10 protein-coding genes are annotated in these 16,325 nt (G+C 63.7%); 4 read left to right on the top strand and 6 right to left on the bottom strand.

Going from position 1 to position 16,325, the window contains the following annotated elements; all coding sequences use genetic code 11:
- Positions 1–136 precede the first annotated feature (136 nt).
- Genes OKA04_RS06760 through OKA04_RS06750 form a run of 3 tightly spaced genes read right to left on the bottom strand, consistent with a single transcriptional unit; the run spans position 137 to position 1,237 of the window.
- The gene (locus OKA04_RS06760) at positions 137–538 is read right to left on the bottom strand and encodes a type II toxin-antitoxin system VapC family toxin (protein WP_264500384.1); all 402 of its coding nucleotides are present in this window, start codon (positions 536–538) and stop codon (positions 137–139) included.
- A complete protein-coding gene (locus tag OKA04_RS06755) occupies positions 520–747 on the bottom strand; it encodes a hypothetical protein (protein WP_264500383.1) in 228 nt (75 codons plus the stop codon). Before OKA04_RS06755 ends, OKA04_RS06760 begins: the two co-directional genes overlap by 19 nt.
- A gap of 43 nt (positions 748–790) precedes the next feature.
- Positions 791–1,237: a cupin domain-containing protein gene (locus OKA04_RS06750; protein WP_264500382.1), complete on the bottom strand. Its 447-nt coding sequence runs from the start codon at positions 1,235–1,237 to the stop codon at positions 791–793.
- A 158-nt stretch (positions 1,238–1,395) separates the two neighbouring features.
- On the opposite strand from OKA04_RS06750, the gene OKA04_RS06745 reads away from it, so the two are divergent.
- Complete coding sequence (locus OKA04_RS06745) at positions 1,396–2,202, top strand: AraC family transcriptional regulator (RefSeq protein ID WP_264500381.1); 807 nt, start codon at positions 1,396–1,398, stop codon at positions 2,200–2,202.
- Positions 2,203–2,325: 123 nt separating this feature from the next.
- On the opposite strand, the gene OKA04_RS06740 is transcribed toward OKA04_RS06745, so the two are convergent.
- Positions 2,326–2,955 (bottom strand): hypothetical protein, encoded by a 630-nt coding sequence (locus tag OKA04_RS06740; protein WP_264500380.1) that lies wholly within the window; start codon positions 2,953–2,955, stop codon positions 2,326–2,328.
- Positions 2,956–3,218: 263 nt separating this feature from the next.
- Here OKA04_RS06740 and OKA04_RS06735 point away from each other — a divergent pair, with 263 nt between their 5' ends.
- The 3 genes from OKA04_RS06735 to OKA04_RS06725 all read left to right on the top strand — a co-directional run bounded on the left by OKA04_RS06735 (position 3,219) and on the right by OKA04_RS06725 (position 11,935).
- Positions 3,219–8,075 carry a PVC-type heme-binding CxxCH protein gene (locus OKA04_RS06735; protein ID WP_264500379.1) on the top strand — a complete coding sequence of 1,619 codons (4,857 nt, stop codon included), beginning with the start codon at positions 3,219–3,221 and terminating at the stop codon, positions 8,073–8,075.
- Between the two features lie 98 nt (positions 8,076–8,173).
- Positions 8,174–9,898, top strand: a complete 1,725-nt coding sequence (locus OKA04_RS06730; protein ID WP_264500378.1) for a DEAD/DEAH box helicase — start codon at positions 8,174–8,176, stop codon at positions 9,896–9,898.
- Positions 9,899–9,910: 12 nt separating this feature from the next.
- Positions 9,911–11,935, top strand: a complete 2,025-nt coding sequence (locus OKA04_RS06725) for a UvrD-helicase domain-containing protein (RefSeq protein ID WP_264500377.1) — start codon at positions 9,911–9,913, stop codon at positions 11,933–11,935.
- An 11-nt stretch (positions 11,936–11,946) separates the two neighbouring features.
- Here OKA04_RS06725 and lysS read toward each other — a convergent pair whose 3' ends face one another.
- Positions 11,947–13,419, bottom strand: coding sequence for a lysine--tRNA ligase (lysS, locus tag OKA04_RS06720; protein ID WP_264500376.1), 1,473 nt, complete (start codon positions 13,417–13,419; stop codon positions 11,947–11,949).
- Between the two features lie 84 nt (positions 13,420–13,503).
- Positions 13,504–16,311 carry an FG-GAP repeat protein gene (locus OKA04_RS06715; RefSeq protein WP_264500375.1) on the bottom strand — a complete coding sequence of 936 codons (2,808 nt, stop codon included), beginning with the start codon at positions 16,309–16,311 and terminating at the stop codon, positions 13,504–13,506.
- Positions 16,312–16,325: the final 14 nt, after the last annotated feature.

Below are 16,325 nucleotides of genomic sequence, written 5' to 3'. Positions count from 1 at the left end.
GCCGGTAGCGGCGGGATTCAAGGCGTGCCCCGGCCCCGTGGCAAGGGCTCATTACCCATCGTTTTATAGGGCGGGGTATTCGGAAAGAATGCCGCTTTGGCGGGCGTTTCCGTCGGGTTTCTCGGGGAAGCCCAGATTACCAGAGGATATCCACCGCCTTGCTGCGTTTCAGTGCCTTGTCCCGGCTCAGCAATGGGATCCCATGATGGACCGCGGTAGCAGCGATGACACGATCGAACGGATCGCCCTGAGGAAGCGCCAAGGATGTGGCGAGAGCCGCGATCTCCGGGGAGATCGGGAGGATCCGGAAGCTGTCAGCAATCTTTCCGAGGAGAAAGACGGGCTCCTGACGCGTCTGAAGCCTTCCCTTTGAAAGAAGCATGGAGACCTCGAGCAAGGTGATATCGGACACGATCAGATCGTCCCTAGTGGAGGACGCTATCAGCTCGCGTGCATTTTTCCCGAGCTTGGGGTCATCCATCAGGCTCCAGATGACCGCGTGGGTATCCAGACAGGCCTTCACAGCGAGGGCTTCCAATCGGTTGGCTTGCCGTCGGGTTGGTCGAGATCGTCGTCTGCGAATGTGATCTCGTCCTTGAGGCTGCCGAGGATGGACTCGCCCGTCCGTGGAACGGCGGTGATGCGGAGATCCCCGTCGCGCGTGTGAACGATCACCTCTTCACCTGCCAACGCGGCGCGGCGGACCTTCGGGAAGTCGCGGAGCAGCGTGGTGACGTTGGTTTTCACGCCCACAATCTGTCAGATGATTTGTCATATGTCGAGCCGCCGGTCACAGCATCCGGCACGGCGTCATGCCGTCGCGGAGGGTGCTCCACGGGGCTTGATCCGAGACATCTTCGGGATCCACGGCGGCGGCGAGGCGCTCAGGCAGTGTGGCGGGCGAGAGGATGGCGTGGAAGACCAGCGTTTCTTCGAAAGGATTGTAGGTCGCGTGGACGACTCCGGCCGGGAGGTGGGCGATTTCGCCGGGGCCGAGGATGCGGTATTCGTTGCCCACCCACTGCTCGGCGCGGCCGGAGACGACGTGGATGATCTCCTCGCGGTGAGGGTGACGGTGAAAGGGGTGGCAATGTCCCGGCGGCATGGTGGCGCGGACCATCAGCAGCTTTTCCGCGGCGACGATGTCCGGGCGGCACAGCCACTCGTTGTAGGTCCACGCATTGGTTTCGTGGATCTGCTCGCCGTCCTGGACGAAGCGCTTGGGTGAATCGCTCATATCGGAATTACACTCTCGGAATGGCGGGGGAGGGCGGCAAGTCTCAGAAGCACAATTTTCCCTATTGAAAATCCACATTCCATGAGCTTGCGGAGGAAGCTGGCCGGAGTAGTGTTGGCTGAATGTCCGTTTCAGAAACCCAAGTGAGTCGGCATTCGGTGATTCGTGCCGACGTCAGCGACGACCGCGACTGGCTGCGGGACAGTCCCGTGTGCCCGCTGCTCGCGCAGCACCACATCGCGCATACCGGCGTGATGATCTCAGAGCCGTCCTTCGAGATGTCGCGGCCGGATCAGTCGGGCACCTTCATGCTCGCCTGCGTCAGCGGTAGCGGGCTGGTGAAGGCGGATGGCCAGTGGCGGGAAGTGACCGCGGGGCAGGCGTGCCTGCTGCCGCCCTTCGTGACAAATGCGATGAAGACCACCGGCAGCGAGCCGTGGCGGATGTGCTGGGTGCGCTACCTGGAGTCGCGCGAGTCAAATCCCATCGTCTCCGCCGCCTCGCCAGTGCTTGGGGCCTACGATCCCCAGCCGCTGCTGAATGCGATCCAAGGACTGCACGCCGAGGCCACCGGCGCGAATGCCCCGGCGATGCTCCACCTGTGGACGGAGCTGATCCACGGCTACGTCCTCCGCTTTGCCCAGCCGCACCAGAGCGATGCCCGGCTCTGGAAGCTTTGGGACGCGGTGGAGAAATCGCTCGAGCACTCGTGGTCGCTGGAGGAACTCGCGGCCCGCGCGTGCGTCTGCAAGGAGCACCTGCGCCGCCTGTGCCGCGACGAACTCGGCCGCAGCCCGATGCAGCACGTTACCTTCCTCCGCATGCAGACCGCGAGGCACCTGCTCTCCACCACGGATGAGAAGGTGGAAACGATCACGCGGATGGTGGGCTACTCGAATCCGCACACCTTTTCGAACACCTACAAGAAATGGATCGGCTGGCGGCCATCCGAGAACCGCCGGTGAAATGAATGACTCTCCACTAGAATAAGAGCCGGAATTGCTTATGGGGCAGAGGCTCTTCAAAGGCGGGAGGCGACTTCAGCACTGACCGCTTGATCCAGTATTCAAGCGATGTGGACTCGGTTGTCACCATCCTGTCCATCGTCTCCAAGCTCTTCTCCACCAAGGTTCCCCCACAAACCGCACCTGATCAGGATTCTCCAATGCCCACAGAAGACGGCGGAGCTGCTCCGGATCACGCTTGGTGTTTCGCTCTTGCCTGTAAGTCACACCGAGGCGGATGCAAAAATCCGCGACAGTGGACTCGGCGATGTGCTCTGAAATCAGCAGATCACCTTCGAAGGCATCATGGAAGGTGAACAGCAAAGTCTCCCCGCGATAGGCCTTGATGTGATAAAATGCCTCTCCCGACGTTCGGGTGGCAGTGAGTTCGCAAAGCCCGGTTACGACGGCTGGAGAAAAATCGACATGGTAAGTATCCGGAGTCGGCGAAATCGTATCGCGGACGACTGCAACCGGGTTTTTCGCCCGGTGAGATTCATAAAATTCGGAAACTTCGCGGGCGATTGAGCAGCCCTCAAAATAAAGGACAGAATCCGCAGGAAGCAGGGAATCAAGGCTACGGAAGAAACGTTCAGCTTCTTCAATACCCTTGACATTCCAGCGGTATGGGGTGTCCAAGTCGATGCCGTCGCCTTGGCCGGCAATCATGCCGAGCAAGTTGGCTTTCAGGTGGTCGCGCTCCGCGTTGGACACTGCGTGAAGGTAAATGCCTGCTTTCGGGAGAATTGGGAAGGAATCTGACTCGCGGCATTGCGAGAACGGAGTTGGTGGAGCATAAGCAAGGGCAGGAATTCAGGCGAGGTGGGGCAAAGGCTGGATTTTTGAGAAGTCGTTCCCGCGCTTGTAGAATTTGCTTCCGACGAGCGAAACCGCCGGTGAAATCCACAATCCCGTATCGCGATTGCTGCACAGGCTAGAACCACCCCGAGACCCGAAGTAGAGGAGGAAACACGACCATGAGAGCGACCCTAGCCGCGATCCTAACTGCCGGATGGATGACCATCGGCCAAGCAGCCCCGCCACCGATGTTCCTGCAGGACGCGGTGGTCGATGGTGTATCCGCACAAAACGGTTTTCCGACCGCCGCCGACCTGTCGAAGGCAAAGGTGATCCTGCTGAGTGCCGGCGAGAAATGGACCGATGACCAGCGCCGTCTGATCGAGGCCTTCGTCGAAAAGGGCGGCGGCGTGGTGCTGCTGCACGATGCCATACCGGCGTCCGGATGGGTGAAAGGCGAGGTCACGCACTGGTCGGGCACCATCCCGCTGTTTTTCACGCCTCCGGGCCGGGAGCATCCGCTGACGAAGGGCATTTCGAATTTCGACATCGAGGATGAGATGATCCACGGCCTCGATGTCCCGGCTGGCGATCACGTGATGACCACGACCTGGTCGCCGAATCGCAAGAACATGAAGGGCACGGTGCCGCAGCCTTACGTCTATGGCGTCTCCCCGGTGGTGTGGACCGAGGCGAAGGGCAAGGGCCGCGTGGTCTATGTGGTGCCGGGCAAGACGGAGGCGACCCGCTCGCATCCAGCCATCCGCACGCTGCTGCGCCGCTCGCTTCTGTGGGCTGCCGGTGAGGACCAGGTGGACGAACTTTCCTCGAAGGAAGATCTCGCCGCGCTGGTCTATCCGCCGGGCGGTCCGCTCTCGCCGCAAAAGGCGATCGAGAGCCTGGAGGTGCATCCGGACTTCACCGCGGAGTTGGTGGCCTCGGAGGCTCTGATCTCGAAGCCGCTGAATCTCGACTGGGATGACAAGGGCCGCTTGTGGGTTGTGGAGAGCGTCGAGTATCCCGAGGGCAAGCGGGGCGGGGGACCGGAGTCGATGCACACGCTGTGGCAGCGCGAGACGGACCTCAAGAAGCCCGCTCCGGTGGAGCGCAAGGGCCGCGACACGGTCTCGTGGTTGGAGGACAAGGATGGCGACGGCGTGATGGACACGAAGAATGTCTTCGCCGACGACCTCGACCTCGCGACCAGCTTTTGCTTTTACAAGGACGGCGTGATCGTCGCGCAGCCGCCGCATATCCTCTTCCTCCGCGACACGGACAAGGATGGTAAGGCCGACAAGCGCGAGACGCTCTACACGGGTCTCGGCAACTTTGACACCCACGCGGTGCTGAACAACCTGCGCTGGGGCCTTGATGGCTGGGTCTACGCGACGCAGGGCTATTCATCTTCGAACAAGGTGACGTCGGGCGACGGCAAGATCGACTTCGGCGCGCTCGGCTCCGGCATCGTCCGCTTCAAGCCGGATGGCTCGAAGATCGAGATGGTCAGCGCGAAAAGCGGCAATTGCTGGGGCGTGGACCTCACGGCGGATGGCGAGATGTTCTTCACCCAGCCGACCTCGGGCGACCTCGTGATGCACGTGCCGGTGACCGACCGCCTGATGGCGGAGGCAGGCATGGGCAATGAGCCGTCGTGGCAGGTGATGGTGCACCTCCGCCCGGTGAAGCCGCTGATGTCATGGGAGGAAATCGTGGAGAACCAGCCGAACGACGTGATCGGCTCCTATACCGCGGCCTGCGGATGCGCCGTCTATGAAGGCGGCGCGTGGCCGGAGTCGTGGGATCTCGGCTATTTCACCTGTGAACCTACGGTACACATCGTACACCACGAGGCCCTCTCGCCGGATGGCGTGACCTACAAGGCCGAGATGGTCCGGGACAAGGAATTCTCCGCCACCCGGGACTTCTGGAGCCGCCAGATCGACACGCGGGTCGGGCCGGACGGCCAGCTCTACGTGATCGACTTCTACAACCAGGCGATCCTCCACAATGACCCGCGCGGTCCCATCCACCTGTGGAACCACCAGGCTGCCCGCCCGGACCGCGACCACTTCTTCGGCCGTATCCAGCGCTACTCGCACAAGCAATCGAAGGCGCTGCCGAAGGCCGACCTGACGACGCCCGATGGCCGCATTGCTGCGCTCTCCCACCCGAACCGCGAGGTGCGCTTCCGTGCCCAGCGGCTGATCGAGGAAGGCGACGTGAAGACCGCCGCGCTGAAGCTGAAGGACGCCAAGGGCGTGGCAAAGATCCACTCGATGTGGGTGCGTGCCGCCGCCGGCGTGCTGGAAGAGGATGAAGTCATCGCCGCGCTGGGAGATCCCGACATGGGCGTTCGCGTCACGGCGGGCCGCGTGATCGGTGCCCATCCGAAGCTTGCCACGAAGAAGGTCGTGGATGCGATCGGAACCCGCCTCGGCGCGGAAAAGGAATCGCGGGTCCGACTGCAGTGGCTTGCCGGTCTTCCAACAGAGGCAAAGCTTTCCCCGGAAGTCCTCGCCGCCGTGCCGACGGATGACCGCTGGACGCTCGCGGCAGTCGCCCGCCTCTCAAAGCATGATCCCGCCGCCGTATTGGCGAAGGCGCTCGCCCGTCCCGACGCGGCGAAGCACGCGGGTCTCGTCCGCCTGCTCTTCGATGCCGGTCGCAAGGATGCAAACCAGCTTGCCGGCATGCTCTCCGCGCTGGAGAGCTCGGAGGAAATGGCCGTGGCTTGCCTGAACTCGCTCTATCAGGGAGAGCTCCCGCGCAATGCCCGCCTCGACGGAGCACTCGGCGAGCTTGCCACGAAGGGCACGCCAAAGGTGCGCGCGGCTGCCCTGCCGCTCGCCGCGAAGGGCTGGAAGGAAGAGCAGCTCAACGCCGCGGTGGCGGAGCTGCTGAAGACTGCGGGCACCGATGAACAGGTGCTCGTCTCCCTCGCTGCGCTGCCGGTTTACTCGCAGGATCTGGCCAAGGCGCTTGGAGCCGGGGCCGCGAAGTCGGGTGCGGTTCGCGACGCGATCGCGGCCAGCGCTTCACAGGATGGTGCGAAGCTGCTGATCGCCGCGCTGCCGTCGCTCGGCGCGCAGGACAAGGCGAAGGTGCTGGAAGCGCTGCTTGGAAAGCCTGCTTCGGCCATCGCATTGATCGATGCCCTCGACAGCGGCGAACTCACGCTGGCAGTCGTCGGCACCACGGTGCTGCCGCGCCTGGCCGATCACCCGGATGCGAAGGTGAAGGAGCACGCCGCGCCGCTGATGAAGAAGCTGCGCGGGGCGAGCGAGGCGAAGGACGCGATCATCGCGCGCCTGCTTCCCGAAGTCAGCAAGCCGGGCAATGCCGAGATGGGCAAGGCACTCTTTGCCTCCTGTGCCGCATGCCACAAGTATCGCGATGAAGGTGCCCTCGTCGGCCCCGTGCTCGAGGGCATGGGCGTCCACGGCATCGAGACACTGCTGACCCACATCGTGGATCCGAACCGTGAGGTGGAGCCGAGCTACCACATGTGGAACATCACCACCACCGACGGCAAGACGCTGGCGGGCTTCGTCAGCCGCGAGACGGCCGGAAGCATCTTCGTGAAGAATGCCGCGGGTGAAACGGAGGTGCCGCGCAACACTATCGCCAGCCGCTCGAACACCGGAAAATCCCTCATGCCGGAAGGCTACGAAGGTCTGGGTGCCGAACCGCTGCGCGACCTGATCACCTACCTGCGCTCCGGCGAGCAGCGCTTCCACACGGTGTCCTTTGGCAAGGCGGCGACTGCCGATGGTAGCCGCGGCGTGTATCTCGCCCAGGATACCCCGAGCGACCGCGTCGGTCTCAAGCGCTACGGCCTGATCGAGGAGCGAGGCGTGCCATTCCAACTCTCCGATCCGCTCACCACCGCAGGTGGTAAGAATGTGATCGTGCTGAAGGGTGGCATGGAAGATCGCGCGGTGAGCCGCACGATGCCGGAGAAGATCGAGATCCCGGTGAATGCCGCGGCAGGTCGCATCCATGTGCTGGGTGGTGTCGCCGGATGGGGCTTCCCCGTCATGCAGGAGAAGGAGCCGCTGGTGACCATCGGCGTCCACTATGCGGGCGGTGGCGTGGAAGAGATCGCGCTGCGCAACGGCGTGGAATTCGCCGATCACGCGGGCCGCATCGATGTCCCCGGCTCAGCTTGGGCCGACCTCGTGAGCCACGGCCAGATCCGCTACCTGTGGCGCGATTTGAAGAAGAAAGATGGAGTGATCGAGAAGCTCGTCCTCACCAGCGGCAACAAGATTGCCGCACCGATGATCGCCGCGATCACCCTGGAGTCCGCCTCCAGCGACGGGAAGCTCGCCGCGCAACCGGTGGACGGTGGCCCAGCCGAGCAATCGAACGCATCCCTGCCGGCGACGAAGGAGAAGCTGCGAGTGCTGCTTGCGGGTGGCGGTGGTTCGCATGACTTCCCGCGCTGGTATGATCAGGAAGACCAGGAAATCCTCCGCGAGGCAGGCTGCGCCACGCTCTACACCACCGACCCGGCCAAGGCTGCCGAGGAGCTGGCCCGCACGGATGTCTTCCTCTTCAGCTCGAATGATCCGGCCTATGTGAAGAGCGCCGAGTTCCAGCGTGCCTTCGCGTCCTTCATCGCGGATGGCGGCGGCCTCGTGCTGCTCCACCCGGCTACGTGGTATAACTTCGGCGAGTGGCCCGCTTTCAACAGCACCTTCGTCGGCGGCGGTGCCCGCGCCCACGACCCGCTCGGTGAATTCGGCCTTACGGTCACCAAGGCGGATCACCCTGTCGTCGCCGGACTCCAGCGTGAGTTCAGGCTGAAGGACGAGCTCTATCAGGTGAACCTCGATCCCGCTGCCAAGGTGCAGGTGCTCATCGAGACCTCCGTCTCCGGCCAGACCGGCAAGAAGCACCCGTCCGTCTGGATCGTCGAGCACCCGAAGTCGCGCATCGTTTGCATCGCCCCCGGCCACGACGGCGAGGCCCATGAGGAGCCGAACTTCCGCAAGCTGATCGCCAACTCCGTGAAGTGGGCTGCAGGGAAGTGAGTGCAGTGGCATGATTGGCGGGCTCCGGCATGGTGTCGGAGTCCCGGATTCAACGCTTCCCCTACGGTCATGGGTTGTTAAGGTGACTTAACTTCCCCATGACCCAGGCTGCTGAATTTTTAACCGACCTTGAATCGAGAATCCGTGAGGAGGCTCGTCATGGTTGGGATCAGGCCCGCGAGCGCTGGGGCAAGCCGCTCGCGGAACGCGTCGAGGGGTGTCGAGCCATCGGGCTGTTGGAGATCAGCGAGATCGATTCGGCGGGCGGGGAATGGTTGGTGCATTTCCATCCTTCGGAGGAAGATATCGCATTCTTCCGTGAAGAGGACCGGGTGAGGCTGAGCCAGAATGACCCCGGCGGACACGATTGGGTGCCTGCCATTTTCCTCGGCCTGACTGACAAGGGGCTCACGGTCCGGGCCAGTCGGCGACCTTCCGGGACGGGTGGCTGGACCTTGGACGAGGACCACGTGGATCTCTCCGAATACTATCTGAAAGCCCTCGGCGAGCTTGCGAGGTCGGCACACGGACGGGACGTGGTGCTGCCGCTGCTCAATGGCCAGATCGACGATGACTTCGACCTTGATGCCTACGACGAGGAGATGGAGAAGTTGGAGGACGTCGATCTCGATGACTCGAAGAAAGATGCCGTTGCGCGCTGCCTCGCCGCGTCTCGTCTGCACCTCGTTCAGGGACCACCGGGGACGGGTAAGACCCGGGCGCTTGCGGAGACCGTGCGGCGGCTCGTGGAGGATGGACAGCGGGTGCTCGTGAGCGCTTTCACGCACCGGGCGATCCACAATGCCCTGCGAAAGATCCGCCCCCTGGTGGATTGCCCGGTCTTCAAGGTGTCCGACGTGATGCCGCAGGATTCAGACGGCATCGACTTCCGGTTCGATTTCGCCGACACGGGACTGGTGGACCACCCGGGTCCGTATGTGGTGGGCATCACGCCGATCTCGCTTTTCACAACACGGGCCTCCGAGGCTCGCTTCGACGTGGCGGTGATCGACGAGACCAGCCAGATGCGGGTGGAGGCGGCGATGATGCCGATGCTGCGGGCGGAGCGCTTTTTCTTCTTCGGCGATCACTGCCAGCTCCCGCCGGTGGTGCAGCGTCCGGTGATCGATCCCACCGAGGACTCCGTGTTCGTATCCCTGGCCAGGAGCGGGGCTAGCACGATGCTGGACACCACCTACCGGCTGAATGCGCCGCTGGCCGAGTGGCCGTCGGAAAGCTTTTACCAAGGCAAGCTGAAGTCAGCCCGGGAGATCGCCTCGCACCGCTTCGCGATGAAGAATGTGGGAAGCGCCTTGCTGGATCGCGAGCCGTCGTTGGTGAGCCTGGGACTGGATCATGAGGGCAATCGCTCTGCTTCATCGGAGGAAGCGGAGGCGACGGCTGCCTTGATCGAGGAAATGCTCGCCGGGGGAGTGGCGCCCGCGGAGATCGGTGTGGTGGTGCCATTCCGGGCACAGGCGGCGAAGGTGAGGAAGCTGCTGCATTTCCCGCGCTTCTCAAAGGTGCCGGGCATCCGGAATCTCGCGGTGGATACCGTGGAGAGATTCCAAGGGCAGGAGCGGGAAGCGATGATTGTGAGCTTCACCGTCTCGGATCGCGATTTCATGGATCGCCTCGCGGACTTCCTCGTCTTCCCGCAGCGGCTGAATGTGGCGGTGACCCGCGCCCGGACGAAAGTGATCCTGATTCATTCCGCCGCCTTCCGCGAGTGGCTTGAGCGCCGTGCCGAGTACGACGAAAAAGCCGCACTGGCGCTATCCCTCCTCCGCGCGGCAGGCTCATGCGGCGGAGTCCTGAGCTGAGACGATTTTACCATGGCCCGCATCATCCCCGACCAGCTCCGCGGCAAGCCCGGCAGCCCTCTTCATCTGTTCCGCAAGGTGCTCAAGAAGCTGCCTGACGACTTCACCGCGTGGTTTTCCATGGAGGCGGATGACGGCAGCAGGCCGCAGGTGTTCCTCGTCTGGCGCGAGCGCTATGCCTTCCTGATCCAAGTGGCGGATACTTCGCAGAAGATGGTGGAAGCCGCGCTCCAGCGGGACTTCTTCGCGGAGGATCAGGTGATCGAGCCCGAGGACATCGGCAGCGGGGAGCGGGAGCTGTTAGAAAAGTTCGTGGAACTCGCGAGCGGGGAATTCGGCCCGCTGGAGGGCAAGCTTCCCGTGAAGACCCTGGTGGTCTTTCCCAATGTGGAAGAGCGCACCATCGACGAGGTCATGCTGATGCGTGGCGATGAATCGACCGGCTATCTGGGGCTCAACCAGATGGCACCGACGCATTTCGAGCGTCGTCTGGAGGCCTTGGCGCAGTCCACGCTGACGGAGCCGGGGATCTGGCACATGCGCCGCATCTTCACGCCGGAGTCGGTGGTGCCCGATGACTTCAGTGCGCGTCGTCCGGCGGACCGGAATATCGGGGCCGCCATCGGAGGTGGCTTCCTCGACTTCGATCAGGAGTGGTGCGTGAAGAACGACCTGGAGTTGCTTCCGGAGCAGGAGGAGATCGTCCATGGCAAGGCCAACAAGACCAAGCTGGTGACCGGCGTGGCAGGCAGCGGGAAGTCGCTGGTGCTGCTTTATCGCGCGCTCTTGTCGGCGAAGCTCCATCCTCGGGCGAGGGTGCTGGTGCTGACCCACAACAAGCCGCTGCGGCATGAGCTCGAGCGGCGGTCGGCGAAGCTGAGTGGAAAGAGAGCCGCCCTCGACTGCCTGACCTTCTTCCAGTGGGCCGGGCGTTGCTTGAATCGAGATTTCGGCAGCAAGGAATTTCCATGGGGGCCGGACCAGACGGTCAAGCTGGTGAGCGAAATGCGTGCAGGGCGGAAGAGATTGGATCGTTTCTCCAGTGCCTACCTCGTCGATGAAATCGGCTGGATCAAGGATCATCGGCTGCTTGAGCGGCAGGCCTATCTCGATGCCGACCGCGCGGGTCGCGGCACGATGATGACGGCAGGCCAGCGTGAGGACCTGTGGGAACTCTTCCGCGAATATCAGCACGAGCTTGATCGCCGTGGTCTCACGGATTGGCACAATGTAGCGCTCCGTTTTCACCGCGAGGCGGTCGTGGAGAAGACCGTGAAGCTCCAGACTTACGACGCCATCTTCATCGATGAAGCGCAGTTCTTCGCGAAGCTGTGGTTCGAGGTGGTCCTCGCGGGGCTCAAGCCGGGCGGGCATCTGTTCCTCGCGGCAGATCCGACGCAAGGGTTCCTGCGCCGCCGCCAATCATGGCTGGCAGCCGGCATCGACGTGCGTGGCGGTCGCACGACCAAGCTGGCGAAAGCGTATCGGAACACCCGTGCGATCCTGCGATTCGCCCGCGATTTCTATCAGGAACGCTGCGGCGATGATCCACGTGAGACGGATCTGAATGTACCGGACGATGCGATGCTCGCCGAGATCCCGGAGGATGGAGAGGCTCCGCTGGTCATCCGCGTTGCGAATGCTCAGGACGAGATCGCCTGCGCGACCAATCAGGCCGCGGAGCTACTGGGGTCGGGATTGGCCCCGGGGTCCCTGCTGATCCTTCATGCCGATGGCCCGAAAGAGTGGGCATTACGGCATGCCCTCGAACGCAAGCTCGGGAAGGACAAGATTCGCGATGCGAAATCCGGGCCGCGCCCGTCCGAGGCCTTCTGCTCGGTGACGACACTGAATGCCGCCACCGGGCTGGAGGCTCCGGTGGTGATGCTGCTGGGAATGGATGCCCTGCTTGAAAGAGAAGGGGACCCGCGCCTGTCAGCGGAGGAATCGGCCGAACTGAAAAACGATGCGACCCGCCAGCTCTACATGGGCTTCACCCGTGCAGGCCAGCGGCTCATCGTCATCAGGACGGCCTGAGATCGCCCCGATCAGTCCTTCCGCTTCAGCAGCGGGAAGAGGATGACGTCGCGGATGGTCGGCGCGCCGGTGAGCATCATGATGAGGCGGTCGATGCCGATGCCGATGCCGCCCGCGGGAGGCATGCCGTGCTCGAGCGTCTCGATGAAGTCGTAGTCCACCTTCTGCTCTTCCTCGCCGCCTGCCTGGTGCTCCAAGCGGTCGCGCTGCACGTCCGGGTCATTCAGCTCGGAGTAGCCGGGGCTGATTTCCTGGCCGTTGATGATGAGCTCGTAGACCTCAACGGTCTTGCCGCCGGGAGTGACCTTGGCGAGCGGGACGAGTTCGCTGGAGACGCGGGTGACGAAGCAGGGATCGAAGGAGTGCTCCTCGACCTTCTTCTCGAAGACCTGCTGGATCACCTCGTGGTCCTCCATGTTCTCGGAGATCTGCACGCCGAGTTCCTCGCAGCGCTGGCGGCGTTGCTCGGGAGTGATGGTGAAGAAGTCGGCACCGGCGGCCTCGGCGATGAGATCGTGGTAATTCGCGCGCTTCCACGGGCGCTCGAGGTTGATGGTGCGGGTGACATTGCCCTCCTCGTCCTTGTGCTCGATCTTCAGCGTGCCGCAGAACTTCTCCGCGAGACGGCAGACCAGCGTCTCGACGAGGTCCGCCATGATCTCGAAGTCGGCGAAGGCCTGGTAGGCCTCCAGCATGGTGAATTCCGGATTGTGGCGGCGCGAGATGCCTTCGTTGCGGAAGTTGCGGTTCAGTTCGAAGACCTTCGTGAAGCCTCCGACCAGCAGGCGCTTGAGGAAAAGCTCAGGCGCGATGCGCATCGTGAGCGGCATGCCGAGCGCATTGTGATAGGTCTCGAAGGGACGTGCGGCGGCTCCGCCGGGGATGTCCTGCAGCATCGGCGTCTCGACCTCGAGGTAGCCGAGTTCGTGGAAGAAGGCACGGATCTCCGCGACCATGCGGCTGCGGGTGACGAAGACGGCGGCGCTTTCCTCATTCGACATCAGGTCGAGGTGGCGCTTGCGGTACTTGATCTCGCGGTCGGCCACGCCGTGCCACTTGTCGGGCATCGGGCGCAGGGACTTCGAGAGCACGGTGAACTTCGCGACCTTCACGGTCGGCTCGCCGGTGCGGGTGAGGAAGGTCTCGCCCTCGATGCCGAGCCAGTCGCCGCGCTCCAGGCACTCGAAGATCGCGAGGTTTTCCGTGGAGAGCTCCTTCACGGAGATGAAGCCCTGGACCTGGCCGTGGATGTCTCCCACGTGGAAGAAGCAGGACTTGCCCATGTTCCGCCAGCCATTGATGCGGCCGGCGACCTTCACTTGCAGGCCTTCCGCGAAGTTTTCGCGCAGGGCCGCAGGCGTGTGGGTGGTCTCGAATGCCGCGCCGAAGGGGTCCACGCCCAGCTCGCGCAATTTGCCGAGCTTCTCACGGCGGACGGCGATGAGTTCGGCTTCGGTCGATTGGGGCTGTGTGGTTTCAGACATGACGGAGCCGGGAGTAAATCCCCCGGCGTCCGGTGGCAAGTGGCAAGGGCTTGAAAAAGAGCGCGCGGCGGTGCTCCTGCGGACTCATGGGGCGACTGAGCCGGCGTAATCCACGCTCAGCCGGAGGAAAGCCTTCGGAGTCGTGGACAGCGGCTGGAAGTAGCGGCCGCTGATTTCCGAGGCGTCTTCCACCACGCCGGTCACCTGCGATGGCGACATGATGGCCAGATTGGTGCCTCCCTGTAGCTGGTAGGTGATCCCGCGCCTCTCCGGCGATGTCGGTTTGAGGAGGCGTCCATGGAAGTAAGTCGCACCACCGCTGGTGACGAAGGAGTAGGCCAGTTGTGCCATGCTGCTGCCGTCGTTCGGATCGCTACCGGCGGCGTATTCCAGAAGGTTCGACTGTCCGTCCTGGTCCGGGTCGTCGTGGAGGCCGGAAAGATTCGCGGGCAAGCTTTCGCTTTCCGCCCACTGCTCGAAGCCCCCGTAGCGATAAAAGCGGACGATGCCGGTGTCCGTGCCGACCGCGTCGTAGCCCGGTGATGCGATGGCAAAGTAGTCGCCGCTGCCTGCCATGCCGGAGCCGAACCGCTGCTCGGAGGCACCGGTGATGAGGAGACTGCCGGAGTCATTCAAGTAATCGGGCGTCAGGCTGTTAGATGCCGTCCACGTGGTGGGACCGCGGCGGAATTGATAGGCAATGCCGCGGTTGCTGGAAGGCGCGATGGGCACCCCGTCGTCTCCCGGCGCTCCGGCGATGATGAAGTCGCGGCCGATCGCGAGGGAGCTGCCAAAGCTGTCGAAATTGTCCAGGCTGGCCGGGCCAAGCCGGGCGACCTGCGACCAGCCACCGGGGCCTCTTTCGAAGACGAATGCCTCGCCCTTGCCGAGGCTGAAGGTGCCGGAAACCAGCCGATCCTCCCGCAGTGCGACCGTGAGGCCGAAGAGCCCGTGCCCGCTTTCCGACGGCTGGAGCTTCGCTGCCTGCGTGTAGGCACCGGCGGTCGAGCGATCATACATGTAAACCGCGCCATTGTTCTCGTCCGACAGGGCCCCGACCGCGAGGCGGTTGCTGGAAAAAGAGAGGCTGTTGCCGAATCCGTCTCCTGCGGGGCTGCCGTCGGCGTCCGTTCTCAGGAGCGAGGACCATCCCCAACTGCTGGCTCCTCTGACGTATCGATAGACAGCCCCGGCGTTTGTCCCGTCGACATCCGCTCCGGGAGCGCCGACGAGGACTTCGCTGTTATTGACCACCGCCACCGCACTGCCGAAGCGGATGTCGCCGGTGGGCATGCCGCGGTTGAGGGTGGTGAGAAATGCGGGATATCCCCACGCCGAGATCTGGAAAAGATGGGCGTTTCCTCCGGCCGCGGCGCCCGGGGCACCGATGGCAATCATTCCGCCCGTGCCGATCGCGACCGAGGAGCCGAAGTCCTCGGCATCGACGCCGGTGGGCGGGCCGAGCCGGGCGCGGAGCCGCCATTCCTCAGCAGCCGGGGCGAAGCTGCTCCGCATGCGTTGGAAAAGGTAGGCCGTGCCGCGGTCGGTCCCGCCGACCGCCGCATCCGACTCACCGACGATCAGATAATTCCCCGCGAGAGCCATGGCGCGTCCGAAGCTGCCGGAGCCGGGGGCATTCGGAATGATGGGGGAAAGCGGGCCGAATTGATTCGCTCCACCGGCATTCCGGCTCAGCGGGCGGATGATGCCCGCCCTGTGGGACGGCGGATCTCCGGCCACCCGGTCGAGGCCCGCGAGCACGCCATCCGTGGCCACGGCGAGGGCGTAGGTGGCAGTCGGCAGGTCCTCCCGGCCGATGATCCGGCTGGAGTGCTCGAAGTAATAATCACCCGTGGTGCCATCCCACACGCTCACGGTCACCCGGACGTCGCCGCTGTCCTCGCGATCCATCGTGACGTAGAGCTCGTCATTGATCGCCACCCGGCGCGGAGTCGATCCGGCCACCGGCATGTAGGCGGTGCTGGTGGTGAAGAGACCGCCGGAGTCCTTCCAGTAGATCTTCAGGTACGGCACGTTCTCGGTGGTCATGCCGGTGGCGACCATGCGTCCGCCGTGGACGGCCACCTGCAGGCCCTGCCGGTAGCCCGGTTGCATGGGCGGAAGCGTCTGCGAGAGTCCCCAGACATTCGGTCCGCCCTGGTTGCGGAGGAATGTCCGCACGACGGTACTTTCCTCGAAGTCATCGATGGCACCGCAAACCAGCACCTCGCCGTGCAGGTCGAAATTCGTCCCGAAGCGGAGTGTGCCCGGTCCCTTGGAGCCACCCATCTGGGGATTGTAGATCTGTGCAGTCTGACCCCAATTCGCCGCGCCGCCCTGATTCCGTTCGTGGATCTGGATACGGCCGACATCCCCGGCCAGCAGGGCAGGGGTGCCCACGGCGAAATGCGTGCCGGAGAGCGAGACGTGCGCGCCTGTGCCCTCGCTGGGCCCCACGATGGTTCGCTGGAGGCCCCAGGCATTGGTCCCGCCGGAATTCCTCGAATACACATACACGCGGCCATTCACGCCTTCCCCGGGCTGCTCTTGTCCGGCACCGAGAAGCGACGGGGCACCCACGACTACATTGTCGCCATCGATCGCGACGGACCATCCGAAGTAGAGTCCCGGATCAGGTGCGGTGAACACTTTCGCCCGCGCCCAGACGCCGCTCGCCGGATTCCTCTCCAGCAGCTCCACGGTGCGGGGTGCCACCGCGCCGATGTCCACGGCCCTCATGCGGCAGCCGACCACGGCGTAGGTCCCGCTGGCATCCATGGCGCTGCCGTAGGACGAGTCTCCGAGCGGGGTCAATTGCCCGAGAGGAGTAGGGGCGGCATGCAGCGAGGATGATGCAAGGGCCAGTCCGAGAAGCAGTCGAAGGAGTTTCATTTTGATGAGGAAGG

The sequence above is a fragment of the Luteolibacter flavescens genome (assembly GCF_025950085.1).
Classification (GTDB): Bacteria; Verrucomicrobiota; Verrucomicrobiia; order Verrucomicrobiales; family Akkermansiaceae; genus Haloferula; species Haloferula flavescens.
This window is presented reverse-complemented; position numbering and strand designations above follow the sequence as displayed.